Origin of the sequence: Streptococcus oralis subsp. oralis (assembly GCF_002096445.1) — a bacterium.
Classification (GTDB): Bacteria; Bacillota; Bacilli; order Lactobacillales; family Streptococcaceae; genus Streptococcus; species Streptococcus oralis_N.
Genome location: NZ_NCUK01000013.1, coordinates 380,682 through 404,929, shown reverse-complemented (window position 1 = coordinate 404,929; position 24,248 = coordinate 380,682). Strand labels below are relative to the sequence as shown.

At 41.4% G+C, this 24,248-nt stretch carries 28 protein-coding genes and 1 riboswitch; of the genes, 7 read left to right on the top strand and 21 right to left on the bottom strand.

Translation table 11 applies throughout. From position 1 onward, the window contains the following. Positions 1–18: 18 nt before the first annotated feature. The 10 genes from B7721_RS05300 to B7721_RS05255 form a co-directional block, all read right to left on the bottom strand. Positions 19–729: an ABC transporter ATP-binding protein gene (locus B7721_RS05300; protein WP_000062207.1), complete on the bottom strand. Its 711-nt coding sequence runs from the start codon at positions 727–729 to the stop codon at positions 19–21. After that, positions 729–1,493 carry an ABC transporter ATP-binding protein gene (locus tag B7721_RS05295; RefSeq protein WP_084877905.1) on the bottom strand — a complete coding sequence of 255 codons (765 nt, stop codon included), beginning with the start codon at positions 1,491–1,493 and terminating at the stop codon, positions 729–731. The genes B7721_RS05300 and B7721_RS05295 overlap by 1 nt, the downstream gene beginning before the upstream one ends. Beyond that, positions 1,493–2,449, bottom strand: a complete 957-nt coding sequence (locus B7721_RS05290) for a branched-chain amino acid ABC transporter permease (protein ID WP_000856262.1) — start codon at positions 2,447–2,449, stop codon at positions 1,493–1,495. Before B7721_RS05290 ends, B7721_RS05295 begins: the two co-directional genes overlap by 1 nt. Positions 2,450–2,452: 3 nt before the next feature. Then, entirely contained in the window at positions 2,453–3,322 is an 870-nt protein-coding gene (locus B7721_RS05285; protein WP_000941413.1) for a branched-chain amino acid ABC transporter permease, read from the bottom strand. Between the two features lie 118 nt (positions 3,323–3,440). Further along, positions 3,441–4,601, bottom strand: a complete 1,161-nt coding sequence (locus B7721_RS05280) for an ABC transporter substrate-binding protein (RefSeq protein ID WP_084877904.1) — start codon at positions 4,599–4,601, stop codon at positions 3,441–3,443. 88 nt (positions 4,602–4,689) lie between these two features. Beyond that, the gene (locus B7721_RS05275) at positions 4,690–4,959 is read right to left on the bottom strand and encodes a YlbG family protein (RefSeq protein ID WP_084849436.1); all 270 of its coding nucleotides are present in this window, start codon (positions 4,957–4,959) and stop codon (positions 4,690–4,692) included. A gap of 78 nt (positions 4,960–5,037) precedes the next feature. Beyond that, positions 5,038–5,628: an ATP-dependent Clp protease proteolytic subunit ClpP gene (gene clpP, locus B7721_RS05270; RefSeq protein ID WP_000613466.1), complete on the bottom strand. Its 591-nt coding sequence runs from the start codon at positions 5,626–5,628 to the stop codon at positions 5,038–5,040. Between the two features lie 173 nt (positions 5,629–5,801). After that, complete coding sequence (gene upp / locus B7721_RS05265) at positions 5,802–6,431, bottom strand: uracil phosphoribosyltransferase (protein ID WP_000515974.1); 630 nt, start codon at positions 6,429–6,431, stop codon at positions 5,802–5,804. Positions 6,432–6,519: 88 nt separating this feature from the next. After that, a complete protein-coding gene (locus tag B7721_RS05260; protein ID WP_000136994.1) occupies positions 6,520–6,987 on the bottom strand; it encodes a deoxycytidylate deaminase in 468 nt (155 codons plus the stop codon). 18 nt (positions 6,988–7,005) lie between these two features. Next, on the bottom strand, positions 7,006–7,563 hold the full coding sequence (locus B7721_RS05255; RefSeq protein WP_000003897.1) for a TetR/AcrR family transcriptional regulator: 558 nt from the start codon (positions 7,561–7,563) through the stop codon (positions 7,006–7,008). A gap of 124 nt (positions 7,564–7,687) precedes the next feature. Between B7721_RS05255 and B7721_RS05250 the strand changes: the two genes are divergently transcribed. From B7721_RS05250 to B7721_RS05235, 4 genes are read left to right on the top strand one after another with little or no spacing between them, the layout of a single operon-like run. Next, the gene (locus B7721_RS05250) at positions 7,688–8,533 is read left to right on the top strand and encodes a DegV family protein (RefSeq protein WP_071851368.1); all 846 of its coding nucleotides are present in this window, start codon (positions 7,688–7,690) and stop codon (positions 8,531–8,533) included. Positions 8,534–8,590: 57 nt separating this feature from the next. After that, positions 8,591–9,772, top strand: coding sequence for a BaiN/RdsA family NAD(P)/FAD-dependent oxidoreductase (locus B7721_RS05245; RefSeq protein WP_084878859.1), 1,182 nt, complete (start codon positions 8,591–8,593; stop codon positions 9,770–9,772). Positions 9,773–9,785: 13 nt separating this feature from the next. Continuing rightward, complete coding sequence (locus B7721_RS05240; protein ID WP_084877902.1) at positions 9,786–10,307, top strand: DUF1697 domain-containing protein; 522 nt, start codon at positions 9,786–9,788, stop codon at positions 10,305–10,307. A gap of 9 nt (positions 10,308–10,316) precedes the next feature. Continuing rightward, positions 10,317–10,772, top strand: coding sequence for an 8-oxo-dGTP diphosphatase (locus B7721_RS05235; protein WP_001081775.1), 456 nt, complete (start codon positions 10,317–10,319; stop codon positions 10,770–10,772). Between the two features lie 28 nt (positions 10,773–10,800). Here B7721_RS05235 and B7721_RS05230 read toward each other — a convergent pair whose 3' ends face one another. Then, entirely contained in the window at positions 10,801–11,541 is a 741-nt protein-coding gene (locus B7721_RS05230; protein WP_084877901.1) for a MerR family transcriptional regulator, read from the bottom strand. A 356-nt stretch (positions 11,542–11,897) separates the two neighbouring features. Here B7721_RS05230 and B7721_RS05225 point away from each other — a divergent pair, with 356 nt between their 5' ends. Then, on the top strand, positions 11,898–13,238 hold the full coding sequence (locus tag B7721_RS05225; RefSeq protein WP_084877899.1) for a sodium-dependent transporter: 1,341 nt from the start codon (positions 11,898–11,900) through the stop codon (positions 13,236–13,238). Between the two features lie 42 nt (positions 13,239–13,280). Here the strand turns inward: B7721_RS05225 and manA are convergent, their stop codons facing one another. Beyond that, positions 13,281–14,225, bottom strand: coding sequence for a mannose-6-phosphate isomerase, class I (manA, locus tag B7721_RS05220; protein ID WP_001294306.1), 945 nt, complete (start codon positions 14,223–14,225; stop codon positions 13,281–13,283). A gap of 256 nt (positions 14,226–14,481) precedes the next feature. Beyond that, entirely contained in the window at positions 14,482–14,742 is a 261-nt protein-coding gene (locus B7721_RS05215; RefSeq protein WP_001291475.1) for a SemiSWEET family transporter, read from the bottom strand. Between the two features lie 325 nt (positions 14,743–15,067). On the opposite strand from B7721_RS05215, the gene B7721_RS05210 reads away from it, so the two are divergent. Continuing rightward, entirely contained in the window at positions 15,068–15,412 is a 345-nt protein-coding gene (locus B7721_RS05210) for a lipopolysaccharide assembly protein LapA domain-containing protein (RefSeq protein ID WP_000913393.1), read from the top strand. A gap of 165 nt (positions 15,413–15,577) precedes the next feature. Here B7721_RS05210 and B7721_RS05205 read toward each other — a convergent pair whose 3' ends face one another. From B7721_RS05205 to B7721_RS05185, 5 genes are all read right to left on the bottom strand, one after another. Then, complete coding sequence (locus B7721_RS05205; protein ID WP_001052638.1) at positions 15,578–15,925, bottom strand: VOC family protein; 348 nt, start codon at positions 15,923–15,925, stop codon at positions 15,578–15,580. 58 nt (positions 15,926–15,983) lie between these two features. Next, positions 15,984–17,759, bottom strand: a complete 1,776-nt coding sequence (gene spxB, locus B7721_RS05200; RefSeq protein WP_084877897.1) for a pyruvate oxidase — start codon at positions 17,757–17,759, stop codon at positions 15,984–15,986. Positions 17,760–18,079: 320 nt separating this feature from the next. Beyond that, positions 18,080–20,302 carry a heavy metal translocating P-type ATPase gene (locus B7721_RS05195; protein WP_084877895.1) on the bottom strand — a complete coding sequence of 741 codons (2,223 nt, stop codon included), beginning with the start codon at positions 20,300–20,302 and terminating at the stop codon, positions 18,080–18,082. Positions 20,303–20,311: 9 nt separating this feature from the next. Then, the gene (locus tag B7721_RS05190) at positions 20,312–20,683 is read right to left on the bottom strand and encodes a cupredoxin domain-containing protein (RefSeq protein ID WP_084877894.1); all 372 of its coding nucleotides are present in this window, start codon (positions 20,681–20,683) and stop codon (positions 20,312–20,314) included. 10 nt (positions 20,684–20,693) lie between these two features. After that, on the bottom strand, positions 20,694–21,089 hold the full coding sequence (locus B7721_RS05185; protein WP_084877892.1) for a CopY/TcrY family copper transport repressor: 396 nt from the start codon (positions 21,087–21,089) through the stop codon (positions 20,694–20,696). A gap of 183 nt (positions 21,090–21,272) precedes the next feature. After that, positions 21,273–21,371, top strand: a riboswitch (TPP riboswitch). Between the two features lie 84 nt (positions 21,372–21,455). Between B7721_RS05185 and thiD the strand changes: the two genes are divergently transcribed. Beyond that, the gene (thiD, locus tag B7721_RS05180; protein ID WP_084877891.1) at positions 21,456–22,247 is read left to right on the top strand and encodes a bifunctional hydroxymethylpyrimidine kinase/phosphomethylpyrimidine kinase; all 792 of its coding nucleotides are present in this window, start codon (positions 21,456–21,458) and stop codon (positions 22,245–22,247) included. 48 nt (positions 22,248–22,295) lie between these two features. Here thiD and thiE read toward each other — a convergent pair whose 3' ends face one another. From thiE to thiW, 3 genes are read right to left on the bottom strand one after another with little or no spacing between them, the layout of a single operon-like run. Further along, a complete protein-coding gene (gene thiE / locus B7721_RS05175; protein WP_084877889.1) occupies positions 22,296–22,928 on the bottom strand; it encodes a thiamine phosphate synthase in 633 nt (210 codons plus the stop codon). Further along, complete coding sequence (locus B7721_RS05170; RefSeq protein ID WP_084877888.1) at positions 22,921–23,724, bottom strand: hydroxyethylthiazole kinase; 804 nt, start codon at positions 23,722–23,724, stop codon at positions 22,921–22,923. The genes thiE and B7721_RS05170 overlap by 8 nt, the downstream gene beginning before the upstream one ends. Then, entirely contained in the window at positions 23,724–24,248 is a 525-nt protein-coding gene (gene thiW / locus B7721_RS05165) for an energy coupling factor transporter S component ThiW (RefSeq protein ID WP_084877886.1), read from the bottom strand. The genes B7721_RS05170 and thiW overlap by 1 nt, the downstream gene beginning before the upstream one ends.

Here is a 24,248-nt window from a genome sequence, read left to right as displayed (position 1 = left end):
CTAGTCTCCCAGACTAGTTTAGCCACCTAGATATGCTTTTCTGACTTCATCGGATGCTGCGAGTTCTTTTCCTGTTCCTGATAGGACAATCTTTCCTGTTTCAAGTACATAACCACGGTCAGAGATAGCGAGGGCCTTGTTAGCGTTCTGTTCAATTAGGAGAACCGTTGTTCCTTGCTTCTGAATATCTTGAATGATATCAAAAATTTCTTGGATAAAGATTGGGGCAAGTCCCATTGACGGCTCATCTAGGAGAAGGAGCTTAGGTGTAGACATGAGAGCGCGTCCCATAGCCAGCATCTGCTGTTCACCACCTGAAAGAGTTGCCGCATCTTGGTTTTTGCGTTCTTCCAGACGAGGGAAACGTGAAAAGACTTTTTTCAAGTTAGCTTGATTTTCTTCACGATTTTTCTTTAAAAAGGCTCCCATTTCTAAGTTTTCCATAACAGTCAAACCTGGAAAAACATGGCGTCCTTCAGGAACTTGTGAAAGGCCACCTGCTACAATTTTTTGAGCTGGCAACTTTTGAATTTCTTTTCCTAAAAACTGAATTTTACCAGCACTTGGACGAACCAAACCTGAAAGGGTACGAAGAATGGTTGTTTTACCAGCACCATTGGCACCGATCAAGGAAACAACTTCACCTTCATTAACCTCGAAACTTACATCACGAACTGCTTGGATCATACCGTAATGCACAGAGAGGTTTTCAACTTTTAACATAGACATTAGGCTTCACCTCCTAGATAAGCTTCAATAACGCGTTTGTTGTTCTTGATCTCATCCGGAGTCCCATGAGCAATCAACCGACCATATTCAAGAACATAGATACGCTCAGTAACTTCCATAACCAAATTCATGTCGTGTTCAATGAGCATGATGGTAATTTTAAATTCATCTTTGATACGACGGATCAATTCTGTCAATTCAGCTGTTTCTTGTGGATTCATACCAGCTGCAGGTTCGTCCAAAAAGAGGATCTTAGGTTCAGTTGCCAGAGCACGAACAATTTCTAATCGACGTTGTTGGCCATAGGCCAGATTCTTGGCAAGAGTATTTGCGTCACCATCCAAATCAAAAATCTTCAGCAAGTCCAAAGCTTTGCTTTTTAATTCTTCCTCATTCTTATAAAAAGCTGGTAGGCGTAGGAAACTCGCAAGGACATGTTGTTTATGATGATTGCTGAATGCAATCAAAACATTTTCCAAAACTGTCAAGTCCTTGAACAAACGAATATTTTGGAAAGTACGACTGAGACCAAGTGAGGCAATCTTAAAGGGAGTTTTCCCATTTAGGAGGTGACCATCTAGTGTCACCGTACCTTCGCTTGGTTCATAAACACCGGTCAAGAGATTGAAAAGGGTTGTTTTACCAGCTCCGTTTGGTCCAATCAGACCAACCAATTCTCCCTCGTTCAATTCAAGAGTGACATCTCCAACAGCTGTTAGACCGCCAAAATGTTTGGTTAACTGTTTAACTTCAAGTAATGCCATTAGTTTTGTCCCTCCTTCTTCGATTTTTTAAAGAAACGTGATAGACTCAATTCCCATGTCCCAAGAAGTCCACCTGGTCTGAAAATCATGACCAATACAAGAGCCAAAGCGTAGATGATCATACGTACGCTTGCTACATCTTGAAGGAGCATATTTAAAATTCCTAAAACAATCGCTGAAACGATGGTACCAGTAATCGATCCAAGTCCACCAAATACAACGATAATCAACACGTTGATGGAATTAATAAAGGTGTAATCTTTTGGGACAACAGAACCGATAAAACCGGCCTGAAGTGAACCAGCAATACTTGCTGTAATGGCTCCAAAGACAAAAGCGATAATCTTGATCTTTGTAGTGTTTACCCCAACAGACTCTGCAGCAATCTCATCCTCACGAACAGATAGAGTAGAGCGTCCAATTGGACTACGTAAGAAGTTGAGAGTTGCAATAGTTGTGATCACCACAAATAGATAAACCATTTGCCAGTTGGTAAAGTTTGGGATACCCAAGATACCAGCGGCACCGTTGGTCAAACTTCCACCATTAATGATAAAGATACGAATGATTTCTGAAACACCTAGTGTCGCAACAGCCAGGTAATCACCCTTCAAACGGAGTGTTGGAATCCCAACGAGCAAAGCGACTGCACCAGAAATCAAAGCGCCCAAGACCATCGCGCCAAAGAAAGCACCATAGGTTGGTGATTTTGAACCAATAATCGCTGCTGCATAAGCCCCAATCGCCATAAAACCTGCATGACCGAGTGAAAATTGTCCTGAAAAACCAACGATTAAGTTCAAACCTACTGCAAGGATGATATTAATTCCAATTTGTTCTAAAATTTGGACATGGAATAGATTGAGAACACCAGCAGAAACCAGTACACTAATCAATCCATAACCCGCTAACAGAAGGAATAACCAGAGAATATTTACTTTAAGATTTGTCTTCATTGTTTACACCTTCTCTTTCACATTCTTACCAAGGATACCTGCAGGTCGAACAATCAGAATCAAAAGCAAGATCCCATATACGATAGCATCACGGAAATCAGACATACCGAAGGCAGTAGCAAATGTTTCCAACAAGCCAATCACAAATCCCCCTAGAGCTGCACCAGGAATAATCCCGATACCACCAAGAACGGCCGCAACGAATGATTTCAGACCTGGAGTCACACCCATCAAAGGTTCAAGAGAGTTGTAGTAAAGGGCAATGAGGACACCTGCTGCACCAGCAAGAGCTGAACCCAAAGCAAAGGTAAAGCTGATTGTACGATTTACATTAATTCCCATCAATTGAGCTGCGTCACTATCAACTGATACCGCACGCATGGCTTTCCCCATTTTTGTTTTTTGGACGATCAATTGCAATAAAACCATCAAGAGTACAGAAACTGCTAAAATCATCAATTGAACATTTGTCAAGCTAATTGGTCCCAAGTCAAAGCGGACTGTTTCAATTGCTTGAGGGAAGGCACGAGTATTGGCACCTACTAGATAAACCATTCCGTATTCCAGTAGGAAAGACACTCCGATGGCAGTAATCAATACAGCAATACGTGTAGAGTGTCGTAAAGGACGGTAGGCAAGAAACTCAATCACAACACCAAGTAGTGCGGTTCCTGCCATTGAAATAATTAAAGCTAAAAAGAAATCCATTTGGAAAGAATTAATCAAAAAGTAACCAATAAAGGCACCCATCATGTAAATATCACCGTGGGCGAAGTTGATGAGTTTGATAATTCCATAAACCATGGTATAACCCAAAGCCAAAAGTGCATAAACACTACCCAGAATTAGACCATTCACAAGTTGTTGGAGCATAGCATTCACTCTTTTCTATCGTTATTTTTAGAAAATTTCATTATTTTCACAAGTTCATAAACACCGAAACAGGGAGTGAGTCAAAGGCTCATTCCCCATTTCAATTACTATTCTAATGTTATGGTTTTACAACTTCTGCTTCTTCAACTTTACCATTGTTCATGGTCATCATGTAAGCAGTTTTCACTGTATTGTGGTCAGCATCAAAGCTTGTTTGACCAGTTACACCATCAAAATCTTTGGTTTTAGCAAGGTTGTCTTTGATCTCACCTGAGTTTTTAGCACCTTTTGCAGCATTTGCTACTAGGTAAACTGAGTCATAGGCCAAAGCTGAAAATGTTGAAGGCTCTTCGTTGTATTTAGCACGGTATGCTTCAAGGAAAGCTTTAGCTTTTGCAGAAACATCAACAGTAGTTGAGAATCCTGAGATGAAGTAAATGTTTGATGCTCTTTCAGCAGTTGCTTGTTGAACAAATTCTTCACCGTTAAATCCATCACCACCAATGATTGGCTTATCTATTCCCATACCACGAGCTTGGTTTACAATTTTACCAGCTTCTGTGTAGTAACCTGGAACAACGATAGCATCAAACTCTTTGTCTTTCATTTTAGTAAGGGCTGCTTGGAAGTCAGTATCACCTGCTACAAATGTTTCATCTGCTACAATCTCACCCTTGTAGGCTTCGCGGAAAGATTTAGCAATACCTTTAGCATAGTCACTAGCATTGTCAGTATAAAGAACAACCTTCTTAGCATTCAATTTGTTTGTTACATAGTTAGAGATAATCTTCCCTTGGAAGCTATCCTGGAATGTTCCGATAAATAGGTAATCTTGACCTTTAGTCAAACCGTCTTGAGTAGCACTTGGTGAAATCAATGGCACTCCAGCTTTAGTAGCGTTAGCTACAGCTGCAGCAGTTGCACCAGATGTCGCAGGTCCTACAATAGCTGCTACTTTTGATTGGGTAACAAGGTTTGTTGTAACAGAAGCTGCTTCAGCAGTTTCTGACTTGTTGTCTTTGTCTACAACTTCGATTTGTTTCCCATCAATTCCACCTGCAGCATTGATTTCGTCTACAGCAAGTTGGGCACCTTTTTGTTCAGCTGTACCGTAAGCTGCCACAGCACCTGTCTCTTCAAAGTTAAAACCAATTTTAATTGTTTTTTCGTCTACTGGATTTCCAGTTGTGTTTGACGCTCCTGTCTTGACCTCTCCACAGGCAGCAAGAAGAGCCACACTAGCAAGAGCCACAAAAGATAGGGCAAATTTTTTCTTCATTTTTAATCTCCTTATAGTTGTTTCAAAAATTGTATGTTAAGAATATACCGAATTATCAGAAAATTGTCAATGTATTTGTTTAACTTTTTTAAATGATAACGTTTTCTTCAGTCCGATAGAGATTCCTAACGAAGGGAGTTTCTAGCTCTTGAATATGGCAACGTCTAATTTTCTTGATATATCTTTCCTTACCTAATCTCTCAACTAAGTCATCTAACTCCTCAGTTGGAACATAGAGCTGCAAGTAACGATGTTTTTTGGAATGGTAACAGATATCACCGTATTCCTGAAGTTTTTTTGCATCTCGATTATAGTAGAGATAGATGATTAATCCTGATCGATTTGTTTTTTCAAACATGAGGAAGCCTCTTTCTAAGAAATCTTATCCTATTATATCAAAAAAAGCAAACTCCGTCGAGTTTGCTTTCATGCATTATTAGTTCAAAGAATTGTTGGCCATGATTTCATCAATAAAGCCATATTCAAGTGTTTCTTGGGCACTCATCCAGTAATCACGTTCCGCATCTGCATGAATTTGCTCGACTGATTTACCAGAGTTATCTGCAAGGATTTGCTCCAATGTCTTACGAGTTTTAAGCAAGTGCTCTGCAGCGATTGCCATATCGGTTTGTTGGGTACCACCACCTGTACCACCCATTGGTTGGTGAATCATGTACTCTGCATTTGGAAGCATGAAACGTTTGCCTTTGGCGCCACTTGATGCAATAACAGTCCCCATGGATGCAGCCATCCCCATAACGATTGTTTGGACATCTGCCTTGATAAAGTTCATGGTATCAACGATTGCCAAACCAGCTGAAACAGAGCCCCCAGGTGTATTGACATAAAGGTAAATATCTTTTGTGCTGTCTTGGGCATCCAAGAAAAGTAATTGGGCGATAACGGAGTTGGCCATGTTGTCTTCAACTGGACCTGTTAGCATGATGATGCGGTCTTTCAGAAGACGAGAGTAAATATCATAGGAACGTTCTCCACGGCTTGTTTGTTCAATAACTACAGGAATCATTCATTTCTCCTTTTAATGTTGAATTTTCTTAGTCTTACGACTCAATACAGAACTATTATATCTTTTTGGTCAAAAAAGGTCAAATTTTTGCTCTATTCTCTAAACAGAAACAAAAACTCAACCTCCTTTCAAGTCAAAAACGAACTTCTAGTTTCAATATTTAATTTGGAATTTTATTTAGTACCAAACAAGCGGTCTCCAGCATCTCCTAGACCTGGAACAATATAACCGTGTTCGTTCAAGCGTTCATCCAAGGCCGCAGTAAAAATTTCTACATCTGGGTGTGCTTCTTGAAGGGCTTTCACTCCTTCTGGAGCAGATACTAGGCAGACAAACTTGATATTTGAAGCACCACGTTTTTTAAGGGAATCTACTGCCAAGATTGCTGAGCCACCTGTTGCCAACATTGGATCAACGACAAAGATTTGACGTTGGTCAATATCTTCAGGCAATTTCACCAAATATTCAACTGGTTGAAGGGTTTCTTCATCACGGTACATACCGATATGACCAACTTTGGCTGCTGGAACCAAGCTCAAGAGGCCATCTACCATCCCGATACCTGCACGCAAGATTGGGACAATAGCCAATTTTTTCCCAGCCAATTGTTTTTGAACTGTCTTTGTGATAGGTGTTTCGATTTCCACGTCTTCAAGTGGAAGATCACGAAGTACTTCATATCCCATCAACATCGCAATCTCATCTACTAGCTCACGAAAAGCTTTTGTAGAAGTATCTGTACGTCGCAAGATTGACAATTTGTGTTGAATGAGTGGATGATTAATGACTTCAATTTTTCCCATTTTCTGAGTTCCTTCTTTCAATTTATTCTTCTTATTATATCAAAAAACGGTTTAAAAAGCTTTCTAAACCATTTATTTTTATTAATTTTTAAATCAAATCTGCCTCTTGAAGAGCTGTCTGAACAGTCTCTAATGGTAAATGGGTCAACTCGGTGCCTTTTTCTTGATAAAGGTACTGGGCATAGTCATCCATTCGGTACTGGTTGATATAAACCACGCGCTTGCAACCAACTTGAAGCAGTTGTTTGGTGCAGTTCAGACAAGGGAAATGGGTCACATAGGCTGTAAATCCTCTGGGAACCCCTCGCTCAGCCCCTTGGAGAATAGCATTAACCTCGGCGTGAAGGGTTCGAACACAGTGACCTTCAATGACCAGACATTCGTGGTCAATACAGTGCTCCGTTCCTGATACGGAACCATTATAGCCAGTTGAAATGACTTTATTGTCTTTGACTAAGACAGCTCCCACCTTGGCACGTTTGCAGGTCGAACGATTGGCAATCAGTAAAGCCTGGGCTGCAAAGTACTCATCCCAAGCCAGTCTTTTTTCTGTCATAAGTCTTCTCCTTATCCCCTATTTTTTGAAAAATGGCAAGCGTAAATCTGCAATCTTTTCAGCTGGAACCTTCATGCCATCCTTGATCCATTTGAGCAGAACCGATACGATGGCAGAACTCCAAAAGGAATGAAGGTAGCTACTAACGCCTTTTGATTTTCCGTGATATTTTTCTAGAAATTCCTGCATGGCTTGGACAAAAATCTTTTCCAAATGGTAGTCCAGAGCAAGTTGAATAACCTTGGCTTCTTTCTTTGCTGCGCGGAAAAGGTGTACCCAGACTAGATAAAGATCGGTTTTGACATCGTAGTGGCTCAACTGTTCCATAATGTTATGGACACTGCGTTTAAAAACACTTTCCAAAATCTCTTCTTTGGAGTCATAGTTACGATAGAAGGCAGCACGAGAGACGCCCGCCCGTTTGACCAGCTCCGAAATACTGATCTTGGCCAAGTCTTTTTTCTCTAGAAGTTGCAAAAGAGCCGTCTCGATTGCTTCTCTGGTTAAAAAATTGGATTCTTGATTTGATTTTCTGAGATTTTCAAGAGATTTTTCAGATATTTTACGTTCAGACATAACAATTTCTTTCTACTTGTGACAACAGAGAGGTGGTACTTTTGTTTCAAGGGCTTTCATGATATAATTGTAAAAAAAGACAGAACCTTTGTCAATGTATAAGTGACAAAGATGGAGAATTTCTATGACTTGGAAGATTGTAGCTGACTCTGGTTGTGATTATCGTCAACTGGCAACTCCTGCTATTGATACGGAATTTGTTAGTGTTCCTTTAACCATTCAAGTAGCTGATCAGGTCTTTATCGATGATGCCAATCTTAACATTGACCACATGATGGAAACAATGTATGCGACTTCTGAGGCTTCAAAATCAGCTTGTCCTAGCCCTGATGATTACTTGCGTGCATTTGAAGGTGCTAAGCATATCTTTGTCGTTACTATCACTGGTACTCTTTCAGGTAGCCATAATAGTGCACAACTCGCTAAGAATATCCACCTTGAAGAACATCCTGACACTCAGATTCATGTGATCGATACATTGTCTGCAGGTGGTGAGGTTGACTTGATTGTCGATAAAATCAATAGTTTGATTGATCAAGGACTTTCTTATGAGGAAATTGTTAAAGCTATTACAGCCTACCAAGAAAAAACGAAGTTGCTCTTTGTCCTCGCTAAGGTCGATAACTTGGTAAAAAATGGCCGTTTGAGTAAGCTTATCGGTACAGTTGTTGGCCTTCTCAACATCCGTATGGTTGGGGAAGCAAGTGAAACTGGAACCCTAGAACTACTCCAAAAAGCGCGTGGACCAAAAAAATCCCTTCAAGCAGCCTATGAAGAACTCATCAAGGCTGGCTACGCTGGTGGTCGAATTGTCATGGCTCATCGCAGTAATGAAAAATTCTGTCAGCAATTGTCAGAACGCTTGCTAGAAACCTTCCCGCAAGCGGATATCAAAATCATCCCGACGTCTGGTCTCTGCAGTTTCTATGCAGAAGATGGCGGTTTGTTGATGGGATATGAAATTAACTAAGATTATGAGCAACAAGAGATGCCAAGCATCTCTTGTTTTTTGTGGTACAATAGAGCTATGAAACATTTTGATACTATTGTCATCGGTGGTGGACCTGCTGGCATGATGGCTACAATTTCCAGTAGCTTTTATGGTCAAAAAACTCTTCTCATCGAAAAAAATCGAAAACTTGGCAAAAAATTAGCTGGAACGGGCGGTGGTCGTTGTAATGTGACCAACAATGGTAGCTTGGACGACCTACTAGCTGGCATCCCGGGAAATGGGCGTTTTCTTTACAGTGTCTTCTCCCAGTTTGATAACCATGATATCATCAACTTTTTTACGGAAAATGGTGTTAAACTCAAGGTCGAAGACCATGGACGCGTCTTTCCTGCTAGTGACAAGTCTCGGACTATTATCGAGGCGCTAGAAAAGAAAATCACTGAACTCGGTGGTCAAGTTGCTACTCAAACGGAGATTGTTTCGGTTAAAAAGATAGACGACCAGTTTGTCCTCAAGTCCGCAGACCAAACCTTCACTTGTGAAAAACTCATTGTCACAACTGGCGGAAAATCCTATCCTTCTACTGGTTCGACTGGTTTTGGTCATGAGATTGCCCGTCATTTTAAACATACCATTACTGAGCTTGAAGCCGCTGAAAGTCCTTTATTGACAGATTTCCCCCATAAGGCCTTGCAGGGAATTTCACTGGACGATGTGACCCTAAGCTACGGCAAGCATGTCATCACTCATGATTTGCTTTTTACCCACTTTGGTTTGTCAGGTCCTGCTGCCCTACGTATGTCTAGCTTTGTCAAGGGCGGAGAGGTTCTCTCACTCGATGTTTTGCCTCAACTTTCTGAGAAGGACTTGATTACATTTCTAGAAGAAAATCGGGAAAAATCCTTGAAAAATGCTTTAAAAACTTTGCTTCCAGAACGCTTGGCAGAATTGCTTGTTCAAGAATATCCTGACAAAGTTAAACGGCTAACTGAAAAGGAACGCGAACAACTTCTCCAGTCCATCAAGGCTCTCAAAATCCCTGTGACCGGAAAAATGTCCCTTGCCAAATCCTTTGTAACTAAAGGCGGTGTCAGTCTCAAGGAAATCAATCCCAAAACTCTGGAAAGTAAGCTCGTTCCTGGTCTCCACTTTGCTGGCGAAGTCATAGATATCAATGCCCACACGGGTGGCTTTAACATCACTTCTGCCCTCTGCACCGGCTGGGTGGCAGGCTCCAATCCAATAAATACCAAGTAAGAAAGGAAGTCCTTTGGAACATATTATTTTACTGAGAGGCGTTACTCCTAATGGAAAAAATGCTATCCCGAAAATGTCTTATTTGGTAGATATTCTGACAGAAGCTGGTTTTCAACACGTTCGAACCTATATTCAAAGTGGGAATATCATTCTTGAAAGTGACTTAGATTTAGAAGAAATACGAGAACGCGTTCATACTCTGATAAAGGAAAAAATTGGGGCCGACTTAAAAATGGTTATCAAGAATAAGAACGATTTTGAAAAGATTGTTCATGAGAATCCATTTAAAGAAGACTATCTTCATGATCGTGTGCATGTAATTCTTTATCAAGGACTTATCCAAAGTCTGCCACTAGAAAAATTGAAAACTGACTACGGCGAGGAAGAAATCTGTGTAGGCGATTACTGTCTCTACCTCTATCTCCCTAGAACTGCAAAACAAAAAAAGCTCAATACCAACTATCTTGAAAAATTGTTTGGCCTGGATCTGACCATGCGAAAGTTAAACGTAGTAGAAAAGTTACTAACAAAATAGGAGAACAAGATGAACAGAAGAGAAACAGTCGAATTTGTCAATATGTGTATGATTCAAAACGGAGACAAGGTTCTGGTTCAAGATCGAGTTAATCCTGACTGGCCTGGCATTACTCTTCCTGGTGGTCATGTTGAACGTGGCGAATCCTTTGTCGATGCTGTCATTCGTGAAGTGAAAGAAGAAACTGGTCTGACCATTTCCAAACCACAACTCTGTGGTATCAAAAACTGGTACGATGACAAGGATTATCGTTATGTCGTCCTTTTTTACAAAACAAAACACTTTTCAGGTGAACTCCAGTCTTCAGACGAAGGGAAGGTATGGTGGGAAGATTTTGACAATCTATCTCATCTAAAACTTGCTACTGATGATATGTCTGATATGCTTCGTGTTTTTTTAGAAGAGGATCTCAGTGAATTCTTTTACTATAAAGACGGTGACGACTGGCTTTATGATTTGAAGTAAAAAATAGGCTAGGAAATTCCTAGCCTATTTATTCTGCATTTGTCTGAACGTAAGCAGCAATGACATCTGATGTGTATTGAGCTGTACCAGGTCCAAACTTGTCAATGTTTTCCTTAAACTCTGGGTTGTAGACGTAGCCTTTACCGATATGACCGAAGACTTCAATAGAGCAGTCAAATCCATAAGTACGAATAGCTTGCAAGAGTTTGGCTGCTTCCTCTTGGTTTTCGGCCGCTGTTGCAGGCAGACCAGCTTGAAGGTTTTGTACCAAGGCTTGAAAAACTTGGTTGAAGGCGGCTGTAGCCTCATCTTCTCTACCACTTTGGCGTTCAAGCGCTTGGCCCATGACTTCTTGACCATATTTCTCTACCGCTTCTTGGTGGTATTTTTGATTGTCTTGATAGCTAAATCCAGTGAATTTTTCCTCAATGGTCATTTTTCTTTCTCCTTTTTGTTCTTGAATGGTTTTTTGCAAGGTGGAAATCAAGGTATCCAGGTGTTGCCTTTCTCGAGTTAGATAATCCAACTGCCTAGTCAAATGGGGCAATAAATCTGTTCTTTCTTCCTTTAACAGCTCTGCTATTTTTTCTAAAGAAAAGCCTAGATATTTGTAGTACAGAATGACCTGAAGTCGTTCCAAATCCTCCTGACTATAGGTTCGATAGCCGTTTTCCGACTTTAAGGGAACCAGAAGTCCTATCTTATCGTAGTGATGCAGAGTCTTAACAGAGACACCTGAAAGCTGCGCAGCTTCTTTTATATGGTACATGATTTCCTCCTTATACTCAATGAAAATCAAAGAGCAAACTAGGAAGCTAGCCGCAAGCTGTACTTGAGTACGGTAAGGCGACGCTGACGTGGTTTGAAGAGATTTTCGAAGAGTATTACATTGATAGTATAACCCCTCCCCCTAGGTCAGAGTCAAGCGTTTTTGCGAAAAATTTTTAACTTTTTGAGAAAGGTGTGAAAACTTGAAAATGGTTTTCTTGACAGACCTCAGAAAACATGATAGGATAGTCAAGTCTATCAATCAAACAGAAAGCTCATAAAGAGCCATTGAGAGAAGGCTATTTGACAACTCAAGTAGCCTTTTCTTATTTTAAAAAAGGAGATTGGAGTTTAACTATGTCAGAAAAATCGCAATGGGGCTCGAAACTTGGCTTTATTCTAGCATCTGCTGGCTCAGCCATCGGGCTTGGTGCCGTTTGGAAGTTTCCCTATATGACTGCTGCAAATGGCGGTGGTGGCTTTTTACTGGTCTTTCTCATTTCTACCATTTTAATCGGTTTCCCGCTCTTGCTTGCTGAGTTTGCCCTTGGACGTAGTGCTGGCGTTTCTGCTATCAAAACCTTTGGAAAACTAGGCAACAATAACAAGTACAACTTTATCGGTTGGATTGGTGCCTTTGCCCTCTTTATCCTCCTCTCCTTTTACAGTGTCATTGGAGGTTGGATTCTGGTTTATCTGGGTATTGAGTTTGGCAAATTGTTCCAACTTGGTAGAACGGGTGATTATGCTCAGTTATTTACTACAATCATTTCAAATCCAGCCATTGCCCTTGGCGCACAAGCTGCCTTTATCTTGTTGAATATCTTTATTGTATCACGTGGGGTTCAAAAAGGGATTGAAAGAGCCTCGAAAGTCATGATGCCCCTACTCTTTATCATCTTTGTCGTCATCATCGGGCGCTCTCTCAGCTTGCCAAATGCCATGGAAGGGGTTCTCTATTTTCTCAAACCAGACTTTTCAAAACTAACTAGCGCTGGTCTCCTCTATGCTCTGGGTCAATCTTTCTTTGCTCTCTCACTAGGAGTTACAGCCATGCTGACCTATGCATCTTACTTGGACAAGAAAACCAATCTGGTCCAGTCAGGTATTTCCATCGTAGCCATGAACATCTCGGTATCCATCATGGCGGGACTAGCCATTTTCCCAGCCATGTCAGCCTTCAATATCCAGTCTGAAGGGGGACCAAGCCTACTGTTTATCGTCTTGCCTCAACTCTTTGACAAGATGCCTTTTGGAACTATTTTCTACATTCTTTTCCTCTTGCTCTTCCTCTTTGCGACGGTTACTTCTTCTGTCGTGATGCTGGAAATCAATGTGGGCAATATCACCAACCAGGACAACAGCAAGCGTGCTAAATGGAGTGCTATTCTAGGAATCTTGACCTTTGTCTTTGGAATTCCTTCAGCCCTTTCTTACGGTGTTATGGCGGATGTTCACATCTTTGGGAAGACTTTCTTTGATGCTATGGACTTCTTGGTTTCCAATCTCCTCATGCCATTTGGAGCTCTCTGTCTGTCACTTTTTACTGGCTATATCTTTAAGAAGGCTCTTGCTATGGAGGAACTCCATCTCGATGAAAGAGCATGGAAACAGGGACTTTTCCAAGTCTGGCTCTTCCTCCTTCGTTTTATCATTCCTATCATCATCATCGTGGTCTTTATCGCCCAATTTATGTAAATACAAAAAAGGACTTGAGAATATCTCTCAAGTCTTTTCTTTTTATGGATGACTGACAATCAATTCCAAACCTTGCCCTTCCAGAGTCCAAGCTTCAACATCACTTGGTAGGATAAAGTGGCTCCCTTTTTGGATTGGATAGTTTTTCCCGTCAACAGTTAGTTGACCTTGACCAGCCAAGACACTCAACAAGCTGTAGTCAGCTGTCTTTTCAAAGTTAACTTTTCCAGTAATTTCCCATTTGTAAACTGCGAAGAAATCATTGGATACAAGGAGAGTGGAACGTAGATCATCTGCTTTGACAGTGACAGGTCGGCTATTGGCAGGTTCTCCAATGTTTAAAACATCGATGGATTTTTCAAGATGAAGTTCACGCAAGTTGCCCTTGTCATCCTTGCGGTCAAAGTCATAGACACGGTAGGTAGTGTCACTAGACTGCTGGGTTTCAAGAATCAAGATACCTGCACCGATAGCGTGCATGGTACCACTTGGCACATAGAAGAAATCTCCAGCCTTAACTGGCACTTTTGTCAGTAAGGCATCCCAGTTCTTGTCCTCAATTTGCTGGCGGAGTTCTTCTTTTGACTTGGCATTGTGACCATAGATAATCTCTGATCCCTCATCCGCTGCGATGATATACCAGCATTCTGTTTTTCCAAGTTCGCCTTCGTGTTCTAGTCCATAGGCATCGTCTGGGTGAACTTGGACGCTAAGCCAGTCGTTGGCATCGAGAATTTTAGTTAAGAGAGGAAATACTGGTTCTGGACGGTTGCCAAACAACTCACGGTGTTCCGCATACAAAGTAGCAAGGTCTGTTCCCTCGTAGCGTCCATTGGCTACCTTAGAAACTCCATTTGGGTGGGCTGAGATAGCCCAGTATTCCCCGATTTTTTCACTTGGAATGTCGTAACCAAACTCATCACGTAGCTTGGTCCCACCCCAGATTTTTTCTTGCATAACTGATTGTAAAAATAATGGTTCTGACATGTCGATCTCCTGTCTGATTTTTCTCCCCTCATTATAGCAAAAAAAGAGTTCGAATTGAACTCTTTTTTCTATTTTATAAAGTAGGGAGAAGATTTTGTAAAAATAGTAACGAAACAATCTCTTACTTGATGGAGGAACCCCTAAAGCAGCAATCAGAAAGCTCGCTGTCAACGGCTATTCTCCTCAACTCTCATTAGACTTTCTTTACTTGAGAATCTATTTTTATGTACAAAAAAGACTGAAACCAGTCTTCTTTTTAAATCAAAGCTGTGATAGCCGTTACCAGACCAAAAATGATACCTGGCGCATTAGCAGCCGCAAGGGGAATATCTCTTTCTTTCTTGAAAAGACCGTAGTAAACCCAGAGACTACAGTTGATGGCTGCAACCAAGGGCTGGATAAAGTTCCCTTTTTGACCAGCCAGGTTGTTCATAATTTGCGGGAAGTAAGAGACGTACATCATAACAGACATGAAGGTCGCTACCCAACCCAAAACTTTCATTTGTTTTTCAGACATTTTCAAAACCTCTTTCATTTTTATGAATCATATTTTATAATCTTTTTTCAAAACAATCAAGTCTTTAAAACTTTTGTTATAAAGATATAAACTATCACAATCTTGTTATAAGAAAGAGGGAACAGAAAAAAGACCGAATTGCTCCGTTCTGTTTACTCAATCAAATATTAGAAAATGAATACTCCTTTTCAATGAATCGATTGATTGATGGTAAATAAGCCGTTAGAAATTATTGACAGTATCGAAATTTTCTAGTAAAATGAATTTTGTTAATACCTAAATGGTGTGTAGTTTTCTATCAACATAGTCAGGAGAAAAGGAACTTATGCTAAAAAAATTTAATGAATTGTCACTGAAAGATAAGGCTTATCTAATTGGCGGTTTGAGCTTATTAGTCATTGTGATCTCATTTGGTCTACTCAATCGTCAAACAGTAACTGTCAGTCTTGTCTTTACACAACTATCTGCTCCCTTGATTTTGGTGATTTTTACTTGTCTAGTAATCGGGATCATTGCTGGTAGTGCTATTGGTATTAGCTATCACCATAACAAGACTCAAGATCTGAGAAGCCGCATTGCTGAAGCAGAAGCGACTATCAATATAAAAGACAGGGAGCTTGTCCAGTACGAGGAACAGGTGCAACAATTAAAACAGGAAGCCAAACAATAAGTGTAGAAATCATAACCACCCGTGAAAACGGGTGGTTTTTTGTCTCGCACCTAACGGAGCGAGACGGACTGAAAGTCGCATAAATACAAAAAAGATCGAATTGCTCCGATCTTTTTAAGTTTCACTCCAAGAATGTTTAGATAAAAAATTTGATAATAGAATTACCTACTTCATACGATAAAAATCAATCACTAGACCAGCAGGCCCTTTAACTAATAAGGACTCTGTTCCCCAATCGGTTACAGTTGGTCCGTTTAAAACCTGGATACCAAGTTCTTTCAACCGTTGGTAATTCTGGTCTACATCCTCAACCTCGATATGAAGAATGATTCCTGACTGAAAATCTTCCAAAGGAATCAAATGATTTTGGGACAACATCAGACAGTGACTGCCAATCGTAAACTGAGCAAAACTGTCATCAACATAATCGGGCTTTTTATCCAAAATACGCTCCAAGTCAGCACAGACTTGGGGAACATCTGAAACGATAATATCTAATTGATTTAAATTCATTTACTATCCTCCAGAAAAAGACCGGATTGCTCCGATCTTTTTAAGTTCCACGAAGGAATTATTTAATTGCGCGTGATTGCAATCCTTCTTCTTCCAAGAAGAGGCGGAATGGTACGAGTTCTTCTGCTTCGTATTTTTCCTTGAAGTCTTTGATTGCTTCTTCTGAGTGAAGTTTTGGATCCAATTCAAGTACTTCTACTGGAAGTGGACGGTGTGGAGTGATGCGAGCATCGATCACAACAGTTTTACCTTCTTTGTTGAGTTTAACAGCTTCTGCAACAACTGCATCGATGTCTTCGATACGGTCAACTGTAAATCCTACAGCACCTTGAGCTTCAGCGATTTTCGCATAGTCAGCATTAGGGAAGTCACAACCAAACAAGTGTTTGTTTGTGTCTTCGTATTTGTCCTTGATGAAGGCATATTTACCATTTGAGAAGACAACGTTGATAACTGGAAGGTCGTATTGAACGTTTGTGATAACGTCTGGGTAGCACATGTTGAATGCACCGTCACCCATGATGTTCCATACTTGGCGATCTGGATTGTCTTTCTTAGCAGCGATACCACCAGGAAGGGCAATACCCATTGTCGCAAAGAGTGGAGATGTACGCCACATGTTCTTAGGTGTCATGTGAAGGTGACGAGTAGATGTTTGAGTAGTGTCACCTACGTCGATTGAGTAGATAGCGTCTTGATCAGCATGTTTGTTGATTGCATTGTAAACTTGATACAATTGCAATTCACCCTCAGTTTTACCTTCGAGTTTGTTCATGTAATCGCGCCAGTTTTGGTTGTTCTTCACGTTTGCACGCCACCATGGAGTAGACTCAACTGGGTTCACTTTGTCAAGGATAGCTTTAGCTGCTTGACCTGCGTCACCAAGGATTGAAGCGTCAAGGGCGTGACGTTTACCAAGTTTGTAAGGGTCGATATCCACTTGGATGAATTTTTCAGTGTTTTTGAATGCTTCGTAAACTTCAGCAAATGGGAAGTTTGAACCAAGGAAAAGAACTGTGTCTGCTTCAAAGACCACTTCGTTGGCTGGTTTCCAACCAACACGGTAAGCAGAACCTGTCAACCCTTCGTAGTTCCATTCAAAAGCTTCAAAGTTTTTACCAGTTGTGATGATTGGTGCTTTGATTTTACGTGACAATTCAGTAATTACTTCACCAGCTTTGACACCACCGTAACCAGCATAGATAACTGGACGTTCAGCGTTGTTCAAGATTTCAACAGCTTTGTTGATTTCAACTTCGTTCAAAGCAGGAGCGATGAATGAACGCTCGTAAGAACCTGAACCGTAGTATGAGTTTTCATCGATTTCTTGGAAACCGAAGTTTACTGGGATTTCAACAACAGCTGGACCTTTTTTAGCAACTGCAGCACGGCAAGCTTCGTCAATAACTTTTGGCAATTGCTCAGCGTAAGCAACACGTTTGTTGTAGACAGCGATACCGTTGTACATTGGGTTTTGGTTAAGCTCTTGGAAAGCATCCATGTTGAGTTCGTTAACTGGACGTGATCCAAGGATAGCAAGGAATGGAGTGTTATCCATAGCTGCATCGTAAACACCGTTAATCAAGTGAGTCGCACCTGGACCACCTGAACCGACTGCAACCCCGATTGAGCCACCAAATTTAGCTTGCATAACCGCAGCAAGAGCACCTGTTTCTTCGTGGCGAACTTGCAAGAAGCGGATATCTTTGTCTTCAGCCAAAGCGTCCATCAATGAGCTGAGTGTTCCTGATGGGATACCGTAGATTGTGTCTACGCCCCATGTTTTCAATACGTTGAGCATTGCTGCTGATGCAGTAATTTTCCCTTGAGTCATTATAACTCTCCTTCAAATATTTTTAAAATTTGATTCATCCGTTTTCATATACTAATTGGAAACGTTTCAGCAAATTTTTACTCTACTACTTTACCATAATTGTTTTTTGTCTCCTAAAAATGTGCTCAGAAGTTTTTATTCTCTATTACAGTACAGTTTGAAAGCGTTTTTTAGAACTGTTTTATAATACTCAATGAAAATTAAAGAGCAAACTAGGAAACTAGGCGCAGGTTGCTCAAAGCACAGCTTTGAGGTTGCAGATAAAGTTGACGTGGTTTGAAGAGATTTTCGAAGAGTATAAAAAGCGGGCAAGCCCGCTTTTAGTCTATCTTAGTAACGTTTAGCATGAGTGAACTGATCAAAACAGATACAGAGCTAAAGGCCATGGCTAGTCCTGCTAGTTCTGGATTGAGTACCAGACCTATACCTGAAAAAACTCCTGCTGCAATCGGAATTCCGATGACATTGTAGATAAAGGCCCAGAAGAGATTGAGAAGAATTCGATTGAAGGTTTTCTTGCTCATATCAAAGGCACGAACAACTCCTGTCAAATCATTGTGAGTAAGAACAATTCCTGCCGACTCAATAGCAATATCGGTTCCAGCGCCCATGGCAATTCCCACATCCGCCACACTGAGGGCTGGTGCATCGTTAATACCATCTCCGATAAAGGCCACTTTGCCAGCCTGTTGGAGTTGATGGATTTCATGCGCTTTTTCTTCTGGTAGAACACCAGCAATGACCTCTTCGATTCCGATTTGATCTGCAATAGCATGCGCTACACCAGCATTATCTCCTGTCAGCATGACTGTTCTAAGACCACGTTTTTTCAGCTGATTGATAGCGAGCTTGGCGTTTTCCTTGGGAATATCTTGCAGAGCAAGCAAGCCTTTTATCTCATTGTCAACAGCCAAGAACACAACTGTTTTAGCTTCTTTTTCTAGTTCTTCAAGTTTTTCGTGATAATTGCTTGAAATATCCATACCGTCTAGCATTTTAGCATTTCCAAGCAAGACTTGTTTCCCATTGATTTCCCCTGAAACACCTTTTCCATGAACAGCCTGGAAATTTTCTACAGTATGAAACTCAAGTCCAGCTTCACTCGCTCGCTTAACAATAGCCTCAGCCAGAGGGTGTTGAGAGGCTTCTTCCAAGGATGCGGCCAATCCAAGCACTTCTACTTCGTCGCCGATGATATCTGTTACCACAGGTTTTCCTTCTGTCAAAGTCCCTGTCTTATCAAAGACGAGAGTTTGGACTTTCTGAATTTCCTGTAGGACGGTTCCATTTTTTAGGAGAACCCCCATCTTGGCACTACGCCCTGTCCCTACCATCAGGGCTGTCGGTGTTGCGAGACCCAAGGCACAAGGGCAAGCGATAATCAACACTGCTACCCCGTAGAGAAGAGAGGTCACAAAGCTCGCCCCAAGCAAGACAAACCAAATCCAAAAAGTTAGAATTGCTAAAATGACAACTGCTGGGACAAAAATTCCTGAAATTTTATCCGTCAAGTCCTGAATCGGTGCGCGACTGGTCTGGGCTTTCTTCACAAAGTCCACAATCTGTGCCAAGACAGTCTCTGAACCAACTTTTTCTGCTTTAAAAATAAGAGTGCCGCTGTTATTTATGGTAGAGCCAATGACTGTATCTTCTACCGTTTTGTCTACTGGCAGGCTCTCACCTGTCACCATGGATTCGTCAATACTGGAGACGCCTTCGACTACAACCCCATCAACCGCAATCTTTTCACCTGGTCGTACTCGAATCAGGTCACCTACATGAACTTGGTCCAAGGGAACTTGAACATAGCTATCCTCACGCAAGACTTCTGCTGTTTTAGCTTGCAAGTCTAGTAATTTCTCTACAGCTTGGGAAGTATTTTTTCGCATTTTTTCCTCAAAAACGGCTCCCAAAAGAACGAAGAAGAAGATAAATGCAGCACTTTCAAAGTAAACGGGGAGACCAGCGAAGAGGGCAACTAAGCTATAGAAATAGGCCACTAGGGTTCCCAGAGCAACCAAGCTATCCATGTTGGCATTGTGCTTTTTAAAGCTGGCCCAAGCACTCTGGATATAAGGACCACCTGCTACTAGCATGATGGGTGTTGTGGCTAAAAAGGTGCCCCAACGCATGACTTGGTGACTAATTCCTCCTGTCGACATCCCAATCATGATAATCACAAGAGGCACAGTAAAGATACTGGTAATCCAAAAACGCTGTAGGAGGGATAGAGATTTTCGAGTCTTCTCAACTACGGTGTAGCTTCCCTTTTGCATCTTCATACCACATGAGAATTCATGCTCACCCAACTCTTGAGGTGTAAAACGAATTGTCTTCTCTTCATCCACGCCGATTGGTTCTAGAATACCTTCTGCTTCAAAAAGAATTTCCTTGTAACAGTTTGAAGGAGTGGCACGATGAAAGGTAATCTCAGCCGGAATCCCTTTTTGAAGCTGGATATGGGCTGGATGATAACCTTTGTCTGCCGTGATACGGATTTTTTGAACACCATTTTCAAGACTTGCTTTTACGATTTCAGTCATATCATTCTCCTATTCTACAATCATCTTGCCGTGCATCATGTTCATACCACAAGCAAAGCCAAACTTTCCAGCCTGTTCAGGTGTGATTTCCACTACATACTCTTCCCCCATAGGCAGGTCCGCATGCACTCCAAAATCTGGAAAAACAATCTGATCCAGACAGGGTGAAGGATCCTTACGGTCAAAGACAATGCGGGCTGGCACTGATTTTTTAAGAATAATCAACTCAGGCGTATAGCCCCCCATGACTTCCACTCGAATCTCTTGGTAGCCGTTTTTTTGCTGTGCCTTCTGTCCAGATTTTTCAGGCTTTTTGAAAAACCAAAACAAGATAAACGCGATAAGGGCAATACAAATAATGGTTACAATACTATTTAACATGACATCTCCTTTACATACAATTACATTTTACTTCTGTTACAGCGCTAGCTTTTTTCTCAGAAATCACAGCTTCCAAGTCTTCCAAGTCAGCCTGAGTAAAATCACATTCGACAATCAAGTCAGCCAACAAGTTCTTAATCCTACGAGAACAAACCTTGTCTTTGATATCTTGGACAAGCAAGTCTCGGCTTTGGTCTAGTGTTAAAAGGGCTGAATAGACAAAGGACTTGCCCTCTTTTTTTCTAGTTAAACATTCTTTCTCAACCAAACGAGCCAAAAGAGTCTGAACTGTAGACTTGGACCAGTCAAACCGCTCTGCCAAAACCCTGAACAAATCCGTACTGGTCTGTTCTCCCTGCATCCAAACAATCTTCATAACCTGCCATTCTGCATCTGAAATCTGCATCAGCACACCTCCTAAATCTACATTTGTCGATTACAGTTATTAGTATACTCTGAAAATCTACATTTGTCAACTATAGTTTTTATTATTTTTTCGAAAAATAGAATTATAATCCTGTAACGAGAGATTTTCAGTCAAATTTCACTATATAAACTATAAAAATATGCTATACTGTAGAAAAAAGAAAACAACCACTAGGGGTGCGTAAAGCTGAGATTAACGACTGTTAGATCCCTTTGACTCAATCTAGGTAATGCTAGCTGATGGAAGTGGAAATGATGATGAGGACTAGCTGGTCTTCTATTACTTTCCTGAAACAGACTAGCTTGTTCTTAAGAATACAAACTTCAGTTGGTTGGGAGGTTTTAGATGACTTATTTACCCGTTGCTTTGACCATTGCAGGGACTGACCCTAGTGGCGGTGCTGGCATTATGGCTGATTTAAAGTCATTCCAAGCTAGAGATGTCTATGGAATGGCCGTTGTGACCAGTCTTGTCGCTCAAAATACCAGAGGCGTTCAATTAATCGAGCACGTCTCCAACCAAATGCTGGAAGCTCAATTGGAGAGTGTCTTTTCGGATATCAAGCCTCAGGCTGTAAAAACAGGGATGTTGGCAACTACTGAGATCATGGAGATCATCCAACCCTATCTTAAAAAGCTTGACTGTCCCTATGTGCTGGATCCTGTTATGGTCGCTACGAGTGGGGACACCCTGATTGATACCAGTGCGAGAAGCTACCTAAAAACAAATCTGCTTCCCCTTGCAACCATTATCACTCCCAATCTTCCTGAGGCAGAAGAGATTGTTGGTTTTTCGATTCATGATCCAGAAGACATGCAACGTGCCGGTCGCCTGATTATAAAAGAATTTGGTCCTCAGTCCGTTGTTATCAAAGGTGGCCATCTTGAAGGTGGTGCCAAGGATTTCCTTTTTACCAAGGAGGAGCAATTTGTCTGGGAAAATCCAAGAATTCAAACTTGTCACACCCATGGTACTGGATGTACCTTTGCTGCTGTGATTACGGCTGAACTATCCAAGGGCAGAAGTCTTTATCAGGCAGTTGATAAGGCCAAGGCCTTTATCACAAAAGCCATCCAAGACGCTCCTCAACTCGGACATGGTTCTGGCCCAGTCAACCATACAACTTTTAAAGATTAAGAAAAAAACTCTCTAGTTCCCGCTTTAAGGGAATTAGAGAGTTTTTGATTAGGAAATCATGTCATCCAGCTTTGTTAAAAAGGCTTGCGTTTTTGCCTCAATATCTTCTGCCTGCATCAGATCACGTACGACAGCTACTCCAGCTATACCCGTGCCGATAAGTTGGTCAATATTCTCTGACGTCAGGCCTCCGATAGCAACTACTGGAATAGCGACCGTTTGGCAAATTGTTTTCAAGGTTGAAATCAGGGTGATGGGAGCATTCTCCTTGGTTGTAGTCGGGAAAATGGCTCCTGTTCCCAAGTAATCCGCACCTGATGTTTCTGCTTCGAGGGCTCTTTTAACTGTTTTAGCAGTGACACCGAGGATTTTTTCGGGACCCAAGACTTTGCGGGCAACCGAAACTGGTAGTTCATCGTCGCCGATATGCAGACCTGCTGCATCGACTGCAAGACAGACATCCAACCGATCATCGATGATCAAGGGCACCTGGTAGGCATCTGTTATTTCCTTGACTTGTTTTGCCAAGTGATAGTATTGATTGGTGGTGAGATTTTTTTCTCGTAGTTGGACAATGGTAACACCTGAACGGCAGGCTGTCTCGACTTTTTCAAGAAAGTTTTCCAAGGAATCTTGGTAGCGATTGGTTACTAGATACAGTCTAAGTGCTTCTCTATTCATAAAAGTCTCCTTTGATGGCTTCTAGCCAATTTTCGTCTCTTTTTAGGAGAGAGAGTTGATTGAGAACTTGGTAACGAAAATCTTCTAATCCCATTCCTTGGACAACTATTCTCTCAGCAGCGATATTGAGATAAGAGACCGCTAGGCAAGAAGCTTCAAATGCAGTCTTTCCTTGGCTAAGAAGAACGGCAGTCAAGGCTCCAACCAGGTCTCCTGTCCCTGTTATCCAGTCCAATTCTGCACAGCCATTTCCCAATATTGCAACCTGATTCTCCGAAACAATGAGGTCCTTGGGGCCAGTGACTAAAAATGACATACCAGAATAGGTCTGACACCAGTCTTTCAAAACTTGAAGCAAATCCTCCGTTTCTTGATCTTTAGCACTCGCATCAACTCCAACTCCATGGTGTTTTAAGCCAACAAGACTTCGGATTTCTGACATATTTCCTTTAAGGATCGTGGGCTTGTATTCTAAAAGATCTCTGACTAGTCCCTTACGAATGGGTGATGCTGCAACGCCAACCGCATCTACTACCATTGGGAGACAAGCTTGAGCTGCATAAGTAGCTGCCATACGGATTGCTTTTTCCTTCTCAGCAGACAAATGCCCCAAATTGATGAAGAGAGCCTGACTTTGCTTAGTAAAAGCAAGAACCTCACGGGGATCATCCGCCATAACTGGTTTACATCCCAGAGTCAAAATACCATTAGCCAGCATCTCACAGGAAATCTCATTGGTGATACAGTGAATTAGGGAACTAGAGCCTAGAGGAAAGGGATTTGTAAATACCTGCATCAGTCTATCCTTTCTCCAAAGAAATATCCCTGCACTTTTTTAAAGAATTCCTGCTTGATTAAAAATCGAAAGGCGATAAAGGAAATCGCTGTACCAATCAAGGTTGCTCCGAAAAATCTCGGAGTGTAGATAAACCAGCTAAGCTTGGCCGCAGATCCTGTAAAGAGAACCATGACAGGATAGGAAACAATGGAACCGATAATACCTGTTCCCAAAATCTCTCCTAGGGCAGAAAAGTAAAATTTCCCACCATACTTATAAAAGAGACCTGCAAGGAGTGCTCCAAAGGTAGCTCCTGTTAGGGCCAAAGGGGGAATGCCTTGAGTAGACATACGGATAAAGGCTGTCACTGTAGCCATGACCAAGGCATAAACAGGTCCCATCATGATTCCTGCCAGAATATTGACTACACTAGACATCGGTGCCATTCCTTCAATTCGAAAGATGGGTGTAAGAACTACGTCAAGGGCAATCATCATGGATAAAATAGTTAATTTGTGAACTTGTAGTTGGTGGTTTCTCAT